Annotated in this window: 13 protein-coding genes and 1 tRNA gene; 8 read left to right on the forward strand and 6 right to left on the reverse strand. The window is 30.3% G+C overall.

The window, feature by feature from the left end; genetic code table 11:
• Window positions 1–26 precede the first annotated feature (26 nt).
• From CLLT_RS07805 to CLLT_RS07815, 3 genes are read left to right on the forward strand one after another with little or no spacing between them, the layout of a single operon-like run.
• Window positions 27–1,124 carry an efflux RND transporter periplasmic adaptor subunit gene (locus CLLT_RS07805; protein ID WP_074692294.1) on the forward strand — a complete coding sequence of 366 codons (1,098 nt, stop codon included), beginning with the start codon at window positions 27–29 and terminating at the stop codon, window positions 1,122–1,124.
• Window positions 1,124–4,246: an efflux RND transporter permease subunit gene (locus tag CLLT_RS07810; RefSeq protein ID WP_012662241.1), complete on the forward strand. Its 3,123-nt coding sequence runs from the start codon at window positions 1,124–1,126 to the stop codon at window positions 4,244–4,246. Before CLLT_RS07805 ends, CLLT_RS07810 begins: the two co-directional genes overlap by 1 nt.
• Window positions 4,239–5,681: an efflux transporter outer membrane subunit gene (locus CLLT_RS07815; RefSeq protein ID WP_074692307.1), complete on the forward strand. Its 1,443-nt coding sequence runs from the start codon at window positions 4,239–4,241 to the stop codon at window positions 5,679–5,681. Before CLLT_RS07810 ends, CLLT_RS07815 begins: the two co-directional genes overlap by 8 nt.
• Window positions 5,682–5,697: 16 nt before the next feature.
• Here the strand turns inward: CLLT_RS07815 and CLLT_RS07820 are convergent, their stop codons facing one another.
• Window positions 5,698–5,889, reverse strand: a complete 192-nt coding sequence (locus CLLT_RS07820) for a mini-MOMP protein (protein WP_041570306.1) — start codon at window positions 5,887–5,889, stop codon at window positions 5,698–5,700.
• A gap of 77 nt (window positions 5,890–5,966) precedes the next feature.
• Between CLLT_RS07820 and CLLT_RS07825 the strand changes: the two genes are divergently transcribed.
• On the forward strand, window positions 5,967–7,304 hold the full coding sequence (locus tag CLLT_RS07825) for a coproporphyrinogen III oxidase family protein (RefSeq protein WP_074692291.1): 1,338 nt from the start codon (window positions 5,967–5,969) through the stop codon (window positions 7,302–7,304).
• Window positions 7,305–7,326: 22 nt separating this feature from the next.
• On the opposite strand, the gene hemJ is transcribed toward CLLT_RS07825, so the two are convergent.
• The 3 genes from hemJ to glmM are packed head-to-tail and all read right to left on the reverse strand — an operon-like array spanning window position 7,327 to window position 9,555.
• Window positions 7,327–7,776, reverse strand: a complete 450-nt coding sequence (gene hemJ / locus CLLT_RS07830) for a protoporphyrinogen oxidase HemJ (protein WP_039627278.1) — start codon at window positions 7,774–7,776, stop codon at window positions 7,327–7,329.
• The gene (gene lspA / locus CLLT_RS07835; protein ID WP_074692289.1) at window positions 7,770–8,225 is read right to left on the reverse strand and encodes a signal peptidase II; all 456 of its coding nucleotides are present in this window, start codon (window positions 8,223–8,225) and stop codon (window positions 7,770–7,772) included. The genes hemJ and lspA overlap by 7 nt, the downstream gene beginning before the upstream one ends.
• Window positions 8,218–9,555, reverse strand: coding sequence for a phosphoglucosamine mutase (gene glmM / locus CLLT_RS07840; RefSeq protein ID WP_074692286.1), 1,338 nt, complete (start codon window positions 9,553–9,555; stop codon window positions 8,218–8,220). The genes lspA and glmM overlap by 8 nt, the downstream gene beginning before the upstream one ends.
• Window positions 9,556–9,686: 131 nt before the next feature.
• Here glmM and CLLT_RS07845 point away from each other — a divergent pair, with 131 nt between their 5' ends.
• From CLLT_RS07845 to CLLT_RS07855, 3 genes are all read left to right on the forward strand, one after another.
• Window positions 9,687–10,862: a YdgA family protein gene (locus tag CLLT_RS07845; RefSeq protein ID WP_074692284.1), complete on the forward strand. Its 1,176-nt coding sequence runs from the start codon at window positions 9,687–9,689 to the stop codon at window positions 10,860–10,862.
• Complete coding sequence (locus tag CLLT_RS07850; RefSeq protein WP_074692281.1) at window positions 10,859–12,049, forward strand: replication-associated recombination protein A; 1,191 nt, start codon at window positions 10,859–10,861, stop codon at window positions 12,047–12,049. Before CLLT_RS07845 ends, CLLT_RS07850 begins: the two co-directional genes overlap by 4 nt.
• 45 nt (window positions 12,050–12,094) lie before the next feature.
• Window positions 12,095–12,170, forward strand: a tRNA-Val gene (locus CLLT_RS07855).
• A 25-nt stretch (window positions 12,171–12,195) separates the two neighbouring features.
• Here the strand turns inward: CLLT_RS07855 and CLLT_RS07860 are convergent.
• A complete protein-coding gene (locus CLLT_RS07860) occupies window positions 12,196–12,816 on the reverse strand; it encodes a DUF305 domain-containing protein (protein WP_015906703.1) in 621 nt (206 codons plus the stop codon).
• Window positions 12,817–12,937: 121 nt separating this feature from the next.
• Between CLLT_RS07860 and CLLT_RS07865 the strand changes: the two genes are divergently transcribed.
• Window positions 12,938–13,570, forward strand: coding sequence for a hypothetical protein (locus CLLT_RS07865; RefSeq protein WP_015906704.1), 633 nt, complete (start codon window positions 12,938–12,940; stop codon window positions 13,568–13,570).
• 2 nt (window positions 13,571–13,572) lie between these two features.
• Here CLLT_RS07865 and ruvC read toward each other — a convergent pair whose 3' ends face one another.
• Window positions 13,573–14,049, reverse strand: a complete 477-nt coding sequence (ruvC, locus tag CLLT_RS07870; RefSeq protein ID WP_015906705.1) for a crossover junction endodeoxyribonuclease RuvC — start codon at window positions 14,047–14,049, stop codon at window positions 13,573–13,575.
• Between the last annotated feature and the right edge of the window lie 123 nt (window positions 14,050–14,172).

Raw genomic sequence — 14,172 nt, forward strand, 5'->3', positions numbered from 1 at the left:
GCTAAATAAATAATTTAAGGAAACCAATGAAAACAAAACTTTTAACTCTAGCTTGTGCTTCGCTTATATTTGTAGCATGTTCAGATGATAAAAATGCACAAGTTAAACAACTCCCTCCTCAACCTGTAAATATTATGACTATGCAAAGTGCTAATTTACCTTTAGAATTTACTTATCCTGCAAGATTAAGCACGGATTTAGATGTGATAATCAAACCTAAAGTAAGTGGTGAAATCAAAGCAAAATATTTCAAAAGTGGCCAAGCTGTTAAAAAAGGCGATAAACTTTTTCTTATAGAGCCTGATAAATATCAAGCAAGTGTAAATATGGCCTATGGAGACGCTTTAGTCGCAAGAGCAAATTTTGATGATGCTGAAAAAAATTTCAAAAGAGATCAAATTCTAATAGAAAAAAATGCTATTTCACAAAAAGAATTTGATGCAAGTTTAGCCAAATTTAATTCAGCAAAAGCAAATTTAGAAAGCGCTAGAGCAAAACTTGCCAATACTAGATTAGATTTAAAATACACTGTAGTAAGCGCTCCATTTGATGGAGTTTTAGGTGATGCACTAATGGATGTAGGCGATTATGTAAATGCTTCATCAACTGAGCTTGTGCGTATTACTAATATCAATCCCATCTTTGCAGACTTTTATATTTCTGATGTTGACAAAATTAGTATGAATAAAAATATAAAAAATGGTAATTGGCAATTAGACAATATCCAAGTACAAGCTAATGTTGGCGGTGAACTTTTTAATGGAAAATTATATTTTATAGATAGTGTTATAGATACAAACAGTGGCGGAGTAAAAGCGAAAGCTATTTTTGACAACAATAACTCAAATTTAATGCCTGGTTCTTTTGCAAATGTCCATGTTGGTGGTTTTGTTCAAAAAAATGGCTTTGAAATTCCTCAAATTGCACTTTTACAAGATGATAGTGCTACTTATGTTTATACTTTAGTAGATGGAAAAGTAGTTAAGACTATCGTTAATGTAATCTTTCAAACTTCAGATAAAGCAATCATTGATAAGGGCTTAAAAAATGGCGATAAAGTGATTTTAAATAATTTCAAAAAGATCCGTCCTGGTGCAAGCGTTAGTGTAATGGAGAATAAATAATGTTTTCTAAATTCTTTATAGAAAGACCTGTATTTGCTTCTGTTGTTGCTATTATAATTTCTTTAGCAGGTATTATAGGGCTTTATTCTTTACCCGTAGAACAATACCCTGCCCTAACTCCTCCTGTTGTTAAAGTAAGCGCTACTTACTCAGGTGCTGATGCACAAACCGTTGCACAAACTGTTGCTATACCTCTTGAAGATGCGATTAATGGGGTTGAAAATATGATTTATATGGATTCAACCTCAAGCTCTTCAGGTGATATGAGTTTAAGTGTTTATTTTAATATAGGCACAGATCCTGATCAAGCAACAGTTGATGTTAATAATAGAATTTCAGCTGCTATGGCAAAACTTCCTGAGGATGTTAAAAAAACTGGAGTTAGCGTAAGAAAAACTGGCTCTAGTATATTAGCAGTTGCAAGTTTATATTCTCCAGATGGTTCTATGGATGAATTAGAAGTATACAACTACGCCGCATTAAACATTTTAGATGATCTTGCAAGAGTTCCTGGTGTAGGAAATGCTGTAGCCATTGGGTCAAGAAATTATTCTATGAGAATTTGGCTTAATCCTGATTTATTAAACAAATACCAAGTTACTGCAACCGATGTTATTGCAGCAGTTAGGGAGCAAAATGCTCAATATGCTACTGGTAAAATAGGACAAGAGCCCGTGGTAGAGCGCTCTCCTTATGTGTACTCAGTTACTATGCAAGGTAGATTAAAAAATGCCAAAGAATTTGAAAATATCATTTTAAGAACAAATAGTGATGGTTCTTTTTTGAGATTAAAAGATGTAGCTGAAGTGGGACTAGGATCAAGAGAATATACCTTTAATGGTAGATTAAATGGAAACAATGCTACACCTATACTTATATTCTTACAAACAGGCGCAAACGCTGTAAATACAGCTGAATTAGTAAAAGCTAAATTTGAAGAATTATCAAAGAGCTTTCCTGAGGGCTTAGCTTATAAAGTTCCTTATGACACCACTTTGTTTATCAAAGCTTCAATCCAAGAAGTTATAAAAACATTTTTTGAAGCATTAATCCTTGTTGTAATAGTAATGTATCTATTCTTAAAAAATTTCCGCTCAACTATCATACCTATGATTGCTGTGCCTGTATCTGTTTTAGGAACATTTGCAGGTCTTTATGTCTTAGGTTTTAGTATTAATCTGCTTACACTTTTTGCTTTGGTTTTGGCCATTGGTATTGTGGTTGATGATGCGATTATTGTGGTAGAAAATATAGATAGAATCATACATGAAGATGAAAACATTAGTATAAAAGATGCGGCTATACAAGCTATGGAAGAAGTTGCTGCACCTGTTGTTTCTATAGTGCTTGTGCTTTGTGCGGTATTTATCCCTGTTTCTTTTATATCAGGTTTTGTTGGAGAAATTCAAAGACAATTTGCCATAACTCTTGCGGTTTCTGTGACAATTTCAGGCTTTGTGGCTTTAACACTAACCCCATCATTATGTGCAATTTTCCTAAGAAGAAATGAAAGCAAACCTTTTTATATAGTAAAAAAATTCAACGACATTTTTGACTGGTCTATAGAAGTTTTTGGAGCTGGTGTTGCTTATATGCTAAAAAGAGTTGTGCGATTTGTATTAGTGTTTTTTATATTTTTAATAGCCTTGTTAGGATTATTTAAAATCGTTCCACATTCATTAGTTCCAAATGAAGATCAAGGAAGCTTTTTATCGGTAGTAAACTTACCAGCAGCTTCATCACTAAATAGAACAACTCAAGCAATGGATACCCTAGCAGAACAACTTGGTAAAAATGAAAATATTGAAAATATAGTTGGTCTTATAGGATATGATCTTTTCACAGGCTCTTTAAAAGAAAATTCTGGAGCAATGTTTGTAAATTTAAAAGATTGGAGTGAAAGAAGCGTTAGTAGTTTTGACATTACAGGAACATACAATAAACAATATTATTTAAATCCTAATTTTCAATCATTTTTTGTTAATCCTCCTCCAATTCAAGGTCTAAGTTTAACCGGTGGTTTTGAAATGTATGCTCAAAATCGTGGTGGTAAAAGTTATGATGAGATTCAAGCTGATGTAAATAAATTAGTAGATGCAGCAAACAAACGCCCAGAACTTAGCAATGTTAGAACAACGCTAGATACTAATTTTCCTCAGTTAAAACTTGAAATTGACCGTGATAAAGTAAAACTTTATGGACTTAACTTAAATGATGTATTTAGTACACTTAATGCTACTATAGGGACTTATTATGTAAATGATTTTTCTATGCTTGGAAAAAATTACCGCGTTAATATCAGTGCCATTGGAGATTTTAGAAATACTCAAAATGCCTTAAAAAATATTTTTGTTAGAGCAAATGATGGCTCAATGGTAGCCCTTGATAGTGTTTTAACTCTAACAAGAAGCGTTGGGCCTGATGATGTAAAACGTTTTAATTTATTCCCATCAGCGCTAGTTCAAGGTGATCCTGCACCAGGATATACCTCAGGACAAGCTATTGATGCTATCGCGCAAGTCGCAAAAGAAACACTAGGTGAAGAATATAGCATAGCATGGTCAGGATCAGCTTACCAAGAAGTTACAAGTAGTGGTGCTGGGCAAATAGCATTTGCACTAGGGCTTTTATTTGTATTTTTAATTCTAGCAGCTCAATATGAAAGATGGCTCATGCCTTTAGCTGTTATAACAGCGGTTCCTTTTGCTGTTTTTGGTTCTTTGCTTTTTGTATGGCTAAGAGGCATAGACAATGACATATATTTCCAAACAGGGCTTTTACTCTTAATAGGACTTTCTGCTAAAAATGCTATTTTGATTGTTGAATTTGCTATGGAAGAGCATCTTAAAAAAGGCAAAAGTATCTTTGATGCAGCAATTAGCGCAGCAAAATTAAGATTTAGACCTATAGTAATGACTTCTTTAGCTTTTATTTGCGGAATTTTACCTTTAGTGTTTGCTTATGGAGCAGGAAGCGCAAGTCGCCATGCTATAGGAACAGGAGTTGTAGGTGGCATGATAGCAGCCTCAACTGTGGCAATATTTTTTGTGCCTTTATTCTTTTATATTTTAGAAAGTTTCAACAAATGGCTTGATGAAAAAAGAGGTAAAAAACATGCATAAATTAATAGTGTTAGTGAGTTGTTTTTTAATAACAGCTTGCAGTTTAAAACCAAATTTAGAAATTAAAGATGTAAATTACACTAAAAGTTTAGATCAAAATATTAGCATTAATAAACAATGGTGGAAAACATTTGATGATAATTATTTAAACATCTTGGTTGAACAAGCTTTAAAAAATAACAATGATTTGCAAATTGCATATATAAATTTACAAAAAGCTTATGAGGCTTTAGGTATAGCAAGAAGTGATTTGCTCCCTAAACTTGATGGAAGTGCTAGTGGAGCAAGAGCAAAAACTAGTATTAACGCTCCAAGCAATAAAAGCAATGATTTTGTCTATGGTAATGATTTTAATATGGGTTTAAATTTAAGCTATGAAGTAGATTTATGGGGCAAATATAGAGATGGCTATGGCGCTTCAAAAGCAAAATTACAAGCTAGTGAGTTTGATTATGAAAGTGCGAGATTAAGCTTAATTTCTAATGTAGTAAAAACTTATTTTAATCTAGCAAGTTTAAGCGAGCAAGTAAAAATTTTAGAAGAAAGCGTTCAAAGTTATCAAAAAACTTATGAGTTAAAATTAGAGCATTTTAAACTCGGAGTAATTAGTGAATATGAGCTTAATAAATTTAAAGCTGAGCTTGAAAATTCAAGAGTTTTACTCACAAATGCTAAAATCCAAAAAGAAGCTAATACCAAGGCTTTAAAAATCTTAACTTCAAATGATATTGATGATATACTTTATAATAGCATAGAGTATAAAAAAATAGGACAATACGAACTTAGCATACCTGAGGGCATTGGTAGTGAAATTTTACTTCAAAGACCTGATGTACAAGCTAGTTTAAAAATTTTAGAAGAAAAAAATTATCTTGTTGGAGTAGCTAGAACTGCATTTTTACCAAACCTTTCTTTAACAGGACTTTTGGGCTTTCAAAGTAATGACTTAGATCTTTTAGTCAAACATGGAAGCAATACTTGGAATGTAGCTGGAAATTTTGCAATGCCGATTTTTCATTGGGGTGAGATTATGAATAATGTTAATATCGCAAAACTTACTAAAGATGAAGCTTTTTTACAATATGAAAATACCTTAAAAACAGCTTTTGGAGAAATAAGACTTGCTTTATTTAACCGTCAAAGCTATTATGAAAATGAGCAAAATTATAAAAATTTATTTCTAGCTCAAAGTAAAATTTATGAAATTTCTACCTTAAGATATGAAAATGGCATGATCAATTTAGCTGATTTTTTACAAGATCAAAGAAACTACTTAAATGCTAAGCTTTCTTATACTAACTCATCTTATGAGCTTGCAAATTCTATCGTAGATGTTATGAAAGCTTTTGGTGGAGGATTTAACGCTAAAGAAGAATCAAAAGAAAACATCGAAGCTATGGAAAAAAACTTAAAAGAAAACTTTTATAACAACTAAGTTTAAAACTTAGTTGTTAATGCATTTGAATTTGAATTCTTTGATTAAAATTATTATTTCCTCTATCTTTTGGGCTATTATGTTCAAAACGATAACGCATACTGCCTGAAACATTGACATCTTGGAAAATTTCATCTAAAGGTGCAGAATTTGACACACTTATAAGCCCTAGTAAAAATACAAAAAATGCCATAAAAATATTTTTCATTATAAAGCCTTTAATAAAAATATGATACAATTATAGTCTTTTTTAAATAACTACAAAATGAAATTTTTAGGAAAAATATGAATTTTTTACAAAATTTAGCACTTTCTTATTCACACAAAGCTATGCAAAAATCTTTAGAAAATGGCTTTGATGTAAAACTTTTAAAAAATGGACAAGAAAAAAAAGTAAATAAAGAAAAAACTTATATGCTCTATGCTCATGTGCCATTTTGTCATACTTTTTGCCCATATTGTAGCTTTCACAAATACTATTATGATGAAAATTTAGCAAAGAAGTATTTTGAAAGTTTAAGAGAAGAAATTAAACAAATTAAAGATAAAGGGTTTGATTTTACTTCTATGTATGTTGGTGGTGGCACTACCTTAATCAATGAAGAAGAGCTTGCTAAAACCTTAGAGCTTTGTAAAAAATTATTCAACATCAAAGAAATTTCTTGCGAAAGTGATCCAAACCATATTGACCCAAAAAAACTTGAAATATTTAAAGGACTCATTGATCGCTTAAGTTGTGGTATACAAAGTTTTGATGATGATACTTTAAAAAAAGTAGCAAGATATCATAAATTTGGCTCAAGCAAAGAACTGCAAGAAAAACTTTCTAAAGCTATAGGTGTGCTTCCTATCATGAGTATAGATTTGATTTTTAATTTTCCTTCTCAAACCAAAGAACAATTACTCAATGATTTAAAAATAGCCAAAAGCTTAAAACCTCAACAAATCACAACTTATCCTTTAATGAAATCAAATTTAACCAAAGATAATATCGCAAAAACTTTAGGAGTGAGTTTTAAAGATAATGAGTTTGAATTTTATAAAATCATCATAGATTTTTTCAAAGATTATGAAAGAAACAATGCATGGTCGTTTTCTTTAGAAAAAAGCAGTTTTAATGATGAGTATGTAAGTAGCCATCATGAGTATTTAGGCGTGGGAAGTGGGGCTTTTAGCTTTTTAGATGGGGAGCTTTTAATCAATGCTTTTAACTTAAATGATTATTCTAAACTCATCAAAGAAAAGCAAAATGCAAATATTGCTAAAGCTAATTTTAGTAAAAAAGAAATCATCAAATATGTCTTTTTAACTGAAATGTTTACTGGTAAAATCGAAATTGATAAATTTAACAAAACCTTAAAATGTGATTTAGAAAAAGACCTTTTTATAGAGCTTTTAGGGCTTAAACTAAGTAAAGCCATAAAAAAAGAAAACAATACCTTATACACAAGCGAATTTGGACGTTATTTATTTATGGTTTTGATGAAAGATTTTTATACGGGTATGGATTTAGTGCGAGCTGTATTTAGAGATGATAAACGCTTACAAGATAAAGAACGCATTAATATCATGCAAGAAAATGTTGATCCACTTGATTTTAAAAGTATGGAGTTTAAAGGATAAAAAGCCTTAAAAAGGCTTTTTATTAAAATGGTCTTACTACCATCATTATCGCGATGATAATAAATAATATCGTTGGAATTTCATTATAAGCTCTAAAGAATTTTCCACTTTTTTGGCAAGTATCATTTTGAAGTTGTCTATAATAATAATAATTTTGCAAATGATAAATGATTAAAAGTAAAGCGCAGGTTAATTTAGCATGCATATATCCACCTACCATTAATACATCTTTATTAGCCATCATCATTAAACTTCCAGTGATTGCAGTAGCTATCATCGCAGGAGTTTGGATATAAAAATACAATTTTCTTTCTTGAATTTTCACCACTTCCACAAAGCCTTTATTGTCTTTATGCTCTGTATGATAGACAAAAAGTCTTGGCAAATAAAACATTCCAGCCATCCATGAAACAAAAGCCAAATAATGCACCATTTTAATCCATAAATACCATTCATTCAAAAAATCTAACATTTTTCTCCTTTTTTATTAAAAATTTCTTTTATTAAAATCAAAGCTACGCTAATGTTAATCATCACATCAGCAAAATTAAACACAGCAAATTCAAACCACTTATGCCAAAATACAAAATCCACCACACCTATATGCACAAAGCGATCAAGTAAATTTGAACACCCAGCAGATAGCATAATGGCAAAAGCTATAAGATGGGTTTTAAAAAACTCTTTTTGATAAAGTAAATACCCAAACAAAGCCAAAATAAAAACAAGTTGTATATATTTTAAATATTCTCCTAAAAATGCAAACATTGAAAAAGCCACACCGGTATTATAGGTTAAAACTAAATCAAAAAATTCACCCTTATACTCAAGCCCTTGTAAAAATAAATACTTACTTGCTTGATCTAGTATAAAAACTAAAGCAAAAACAAGGCAAAATTTTAAAGGCAAAATTTTAAGCATTCAACGCTTTCATAAAAAAGCTTTCCACAACTTTCATTTCTTTTTCTAAAAGCTTAATATCTTTTGCTTCAAGCAACAATCTTATCAAATTTTCAGTCCCTGAATATCTAAACAAACTAGCAATTCCTTTTTTTTCTAAATCTTTTTTTAATTCTTCCAAGCCTGCAAGCTTGCTTAAGTCTTTTTTCTCTGAAATTTTAAGATTATGTAAAAGTTGAGGATAAGGCTTAACTTGATTTAAAATTTCACTTGCACTTTTTGCTTCACTAAGCATTAAAGCGCTAAATTGCAAAGCAGCTACCAAACCATCTCCAGTTTTTGCATAGTCACTAAAAATAATATGCCCACTTTGCTCGCCACCAAAATTTCCACCACATTCTTTTAATTTTTCTAAAACGTATTTATCACCTACATTGCAAGTTTCATGTGGAATTTTGTACTTGGTTAAAAACTCTTTTAAAGCACCATTACTCATTATAGTGCTTACTACGCTTGATTTTAATTTGCCTTGTTTTTTCAAAAATAAAGCCAAAACTCCTAAAAGACTATCTCCATGAGCTACTTCGCCTTTTTCATCCACAACAACCAAACGATCCGCATCTCCATCAAAGGCAAAGCCCACATCTGCTCTAAATTTCTTTACTTCCAAAGCTAAATTTAAAGGATGTAAAGCCCCGCAATTTTCATTGATATTTAAACCATTGGGCTTATCATTTATCACAATAACATCTGCGCCAAGCTCTCTAAAAACCGTTGGCGCTACTTTATAAGAAGCTCCATGAGCCACATCTAATACAACACGTAAAGATTTTAAAGTAAGCTCTTTTGGAAATGAGTTTTTAATAGAAACAATATATCTTCCTATAACATCATCAATTCTTTTTGCTTGGCCAATTTGTGATTTTGTAGTTCTTGCTTCTTCTATGAGTTTATCATTAAAATAAATTTCTTCTATCTTAGCCTCTGCTTGCTCATCAAGTTTATTGCCGTGTGCATCAAAAAATTTAATCCCATTATCATAGTAAGGATTATGCGAAGCTGATATCATAATACCTGCATCACATCTCATATCTTCTGTTAAAAATGCAATTGCAGGAGTTGGCATAGGACCTATTTCTATGACATTATACCCTATAGAAGTAAGTCCTGAAACTATGGCATTTTCTATCATATAGCCACTTCTTCTTGTATCTTTTCCCACTAAAATATTATTCGTAAGAGCTTTATCTTTAAAATAAATTCCAGCAGCCATAGCCAAACGCATCGCTAAAAACGAATCCAAAAATTCCCCTGCTTTACCACGTACTCCATCTGTTCCAAAAAGTTTCATTTTTTTACCTTTGATTTTAAATAGTGCAATTATAAGAAAAAAAGTTAAGTAATGTATAAATGTGAGAATTTTATAAACATTAGTTAGTAATAAAAATATATAATTTTTAAAATTTCACTTAAGGAAAATGAATGAAAAAAACCATCGCAGGGGTTGTAGTAGTAGTTTTACTAGCTATAGGATTTTTTGCCTCAGCTTCTTACATTAACTCTATCAATGAAAAAATATTTGCTCAAATGAGTCAAGATACAATATATTACAGCGTTGAAGATGCTAACTATACCAAAGGACTTTTAAATTCCAAAGGAAGTTTTATAGCTACACTGAATGACTTGCCTTACACTTTTAAAGTAAATATAGATTTTTCCAATAATTTTTTTGCAAGTAATAATGCTATTGTTTCTATTTTAAATGAAAATGAAGACTTAAAAGGTATTTTCCCAAATGAAGAAATCTTTAAAATCTTAGTTAGTGTAAAAGGCGGAGACATTAACATCAACGCAAAAATAAATGATATTAATTTTACCCGCAATGATACAAATTTAGTATTAAATAATACATCTTTTAAGATTATAGGTTCTGAGGAATTTGTAAAAAATATGGAACTTAACCTAGGTTATGTTTTATTGGATCAATTATCTCGTGAAGAAAAATTCGAAGCAAAAAATATTAAAATTTCTGAATTTCCTTTAGAAAAACTTAGTTTTAACAATATCTTTAATCCTAGTAGAAATAGTGAGCAAAATATAAGCATTGATAGTGCTAATTTTATAAGTTCTATTACTTTTGACTTTGATAAATTAAAAATTTTTGCAAAAACAGCTCAAAATACTCAAAATGATTATGATAGTGTTTTAAAACTAGATTTAGCTAAATTTAACCTTGCAAATGAAAACTTTATATTAAATAATATTAATTTAGATATGAATTTTAATAATCTTTCCAAAAAAGCTTATGATAGTTTAGTACAAAATTCAAATACTGATATTTTTTCTATGATGCTTTTAGCAAGTCAGTTTTTAAAAGCAAACCCGCAAATTATCTTAAATAATCTAAGCTTTGAAAAAGAAGGTAAAAAATTTGATGCAAATGGGCAAACTATTTTCACTGAAAATAATATAAAATCCCAATTTCATGCAAACACTGAAATTCTTCCTAGTCAAATTTGGCCTGATTTTGCAAATTTTGATACTTATTTTGTAGATAGTAACGGCTCTTATGTGCTTGATTTTATTTATGATGATTCTAATAAAAGTGATGTTACAACTATCATTAATGGTGAAAGACTCATCATAAATCCACAATGACAAATTTAAGCTTAACTTTTCGTCCTAAAACTTTAGATGAGGTTTTAGGGCAAGAAAATTTAGTAGAAATTTTTAAAAAATTCATACAAGCTTCAAAACTCCCTCATAGTATATTTTTTGGCCCAGCAGGTTGCGGGAAGACTTCTTTTGCAAGAGCAATAGCATATGAGTATAAACTAGACTTTTATGAATTTGATGGTGGAAATTTTAAGCTTGAAGAGCTTAGAAAAATACTAAGTAATTATGAAAATTCTTTGTATAAGCCTTTGATATTTATCGATGAGGTGCATAGGCTTTCAAAAATCCAGCAAGAAATGCTTTTAATCCCTTTAGAAAATCAAAAATGCCTTTTCATAGGTGCAAGCACTGAAAACCCTTACTTTACTTTAACTTCAGGCATAAGAAGCAGAAGTATGCTTTTTGAATTTAAAGGCTTAGAGTATAAAGACTTAGAAAAACTTGCCACAAAAGTACAAGAAAAACTCCAATGTAAAATCGATGATGATGCCAAAGATTTTTTAATCACTTCTAGTGCAAATGATGCAAGAAGTTTTTTAAATTTATGTGAGTTTGCTTTGGCTTTAGATGGCACTCATATCACGCTTGAAACTTTGAAAAAATTAAGAGCAAATGTTTTAAGCGATGGTACTTCAAGCAAAGATACACACTATAAGCTAGCAAGTTCTTTGATAAAAAGTTTAAGAGGAAGCGATGTAGATGCGAGTTTGTATTATCTTGCAAGATTGATTGATGGGGGTGAGAGTGCTGATTTCATCGCTAGAAGATTAGTGATATTTGCAAGTGAAGATATCTCAAATGCAAACCCTCAAGCACTAAATTTGGCCACAAGCACATTAATAGCTGTAAAAAACATAGGCTATCCTGAAGCTAGGATCATCTTAGCTCAATGTGTGGTATTTTTAGCAAGTTCGCCTAAGTCAAACTCAAGCTATCTTGCTATAAATGAAGCGCTAAATTATGTGCAAAACAATCCTGCATTAAAAATACTTCCTTATCTTGATAATAACAACCCACAAAGAAAAAACTACCTTTATCCGCATGATTTTGGAGGCTGGGTGAAGCAAAGATATCTAGAAAAAGATTTGAAATTTTATCATAGTAAAGGCATAGGTTTTGAAGCACAGCTAGATTTATGGCTAAATGATATGAAAAAAGTCAAAAAGTGATTTTAAGCACAATGTAAAAATATTTTTATATAATTTTCATTTTTTGGTTCCGTAGCTCAGTTGGTAGAGCACCACCTTGACATGGTGGTGGTCGTTGGTTCAAGTCCAATCGGAGCCACCATTTTTTATTTCTTTTGATCAATTTACTACATATACTTTAACAAATTCGTAAATTCTTGGATTTCTTTTTCTTGGTCTAAGATAATTTTTTTAGCAATATCAGTGATAGTTTTGTCTTTAGAATAAAATAAAATTTGTTTTGAAGCATCTACCGCACCTTGATGATGTGCTATCATCGCTTCTAGAAAGTCTTTATTGATGTTTTTGCTTTCTTTAACCGAACTCATTAAAATCATCATTTTTTGCATGAGTTCTTTTTCTTCTTGAACAAATTTTTTATAAGTTTCTTCATCAATTTGAGTTTTTGTATAAAGACTTTTATCTAGAATTTCTTGAAATTCTTGGATTTCTTTTTCTTGAGCTTTGATGATATTTTGAGCAATTTTTTTCATCTCTTCACTTTTTGTATGTTCTAGCAAAAGCTTAGAAGAATCAATAGCACCTTGATGATGTGGGATCATATTAGCTAAAAAATCTCTTTCTATATCATTGCTTTGTACTAAAGGATTTTTCATCATGGGTTCATGCATACTCATCATGATTTGTGATGAAATACTTCCAGAAACTCCATGATGAGCATGGTGAGAATTTGCAGCAAATAAAGCACTTGCTAAAACTAAACTTGAAACTATAGTTTTTATTTTCATTTTTTTCCTTAAACTTTTAATTTAAAAGCAAAAATATATAAAAATATCACAAACTAAAATTAACAAAAAAATTCAATTTTTTTTTGTTATAATTTATATAAAAATATCACAAGGATGGAAAATGCTTAAAGAACTACTTGAAATAAAAAAAGAAATGGAACCTATAATTCATGATTGTTCAGTAAAAATTCAAGTAGCCGCAAGAGAAGTAATCGTAAGAAAAAGAGAATATGAAATTTACGGGCCTATGATAGATAGAGTATATCTTGATAATGCCATTTATATTAAAATTTTTGGTAGTGGGCGTGATACAAAAAGCACTAAAGTTGATATTAAAAACGGCCTTTATATGGTATATGTAGCTCCTGATAAACCAACCAATCAAGAAATCATGAATAAACTAAAAATCGCATTTGAAAGTATAGATAATAAATTCATTTCAAGAATTTTAGAACTTAATAGAAGAATGAAAGAGGTGATTAATAAAACCCAAGCAACTCTAGCAAAAGCATCTAATATGAATGTTTTAATAGAAACTAATCTAGGTGAAGCAACTGCAGCGCATAAGTTTGTAATCACTATCAAATACCTAAAAGATAATCAAAAATTAGAATTAAAAAATTCAAAATCAGCAGGAAGCTTTAGAGATACTAAAAATCATATCAACCTAGTAGTAGAAAAAAGCACTGATTCAGCTGTATGTGAAAAATTACTCCGTGATGTTGAAGTTTATTTCATAGGTAGTGGAAAATAAAATCACTTTTTCACTCTCAAATTTGCTGAATGCGTCAAAGCCACCGCAATAGCATCAGTAATATCAAGTGGCTTGATATCTTTTGAAATTCCAAGTAATCTTTTTACCATAAACGCAACTTGCTCTTTTGTAGCTTTTGCTTTACCTGTTACGGTTTTTTTAACTTGCAAAGGCGTGTATTCTGCAAATTCTCCATGCATTTGTAAAATTTTAAGACTTAGCGCTCCTCTAAATTGTGCTAGTTTTAAAACCGTTTTTGGATTATAAGCAAAAAATATATCTTCTATAGCTACCTCATCAAATTGATGATTTTTAAAGATTAGATCAAGTCCTTCACATAATTCTGTGATTTGATATTGCAAATCATTGGGTTTGATTTTGATTAGCCCTGCTTCTATGAGTTGATTTTTATTATTAATCTTTTCTACAATAGCGTATCCACAATACCTAGAACCAGGATCTATCCCTAAAACTTTCAAACTTTTCACCTTTTTATTCACATAGATGTGAAATTTAAATTTTTATGTGAACAATTTTAACCATTTTTTATAAAAAATAAGCTAGAATTTTAAGTTTTACATCATAAATTTATAAGAAAAATA

This window comes from Campylobacter lari subsp. lari (assembly GCF_013372185.1).
GTDB lineage: Bacteria > Campylobacterota > Campylobacteria > Campylobacterales > Campylobacteraceae > Campylobacter_D > Campylobacter_D lari.

Excerpts from the sequence above, each read along its gene's own strand:
- CLLT_RS07805 (WP_074692294.1), top strand. The coding sequence starts at position 27 with ATGAAAACAAAACTTTTAACTCTAGCTTGTGCTTCGCTTATATTTGTA.
- CLLT_RS07810 (WP_012662241.1), top strand. The coding sequence starts at position 1,124 with ATGTTTTCTAAATTCTTTATAGAAAGACCTGTATTTGCTTCTGTTGTT.
- CLLT_RS07815 (WP_074692307.1), top strand. The coding sequence starts at position 4,239 with ATGCATAAATTAATAGTGTTAGTGAGTTGTTTTTTAATAACAGCTTGC.
- CLLT_RS07820 (WP_041570306.1), bottom strand. The coding sequence starts at position 5,889 with ATGAAAAATATTTTTATGGCATTTTTTGTATTTTTACTAGGGCTTATA.
- CLLT_RS07825 (WP_074692291.1), top strand. The coding sequence starts at position 5,967 with ATGAATTTTTTACAAAATTTAGCACTTTCTTATTCACACAAAGCTATG.
- hemJ (WP_039627278.1), bottom strand. The coding sequence starts at position 7,776 with ATGTTAGATTTTTTGAATGAATGGTATTTATGGATTAAAATGGTGCAT.
- lspA (WP_074692289.1), bottom strand. The coding sequence starts at position 8,225 with ATGCTTAAAATTTTGCCTTTAAAATTTTGCCTTGTTTTTGCTTTAGTT.
- glmM (WP_074692286.1), bottom strand. The coding sequence starts at position 9,555 with ATGAAACTTTTTGGAACAGATGGAGTACGTGGTAAAGCAGGGGAATTT.
- CLLT_RS07845 (WP_074692284.1), top strand. The coding sequence starts at position 9,687 with ATGAAAAAAACCATCGCAGGGGTTGTAGTAGTAGTTTTACTAGCTATA.
- CLLT_RS07850 (WP_074692281.1), top strand. The coding sequence starts at position 10,859 with ATGACAAATTTAAGCTTAACTTTTCGTCCTAAAACTTTAGATGAGGTT.
- CLLT_RS07860 (WP_015906703.1), bottom strand. The coding sequence starts at position 12,816 with ATGAAAATAAAAACTATAGTTTCAAGTTTAGTTTTAGCAAGTGCTTTA.
- CLLT_RS07865 (WP_015906704.1), top strand. The coding sequence starts at position 12,938 with ATGCTTAAAGAACTACTTGAAATAAAAAAAGAAATGGAACCTATAATT.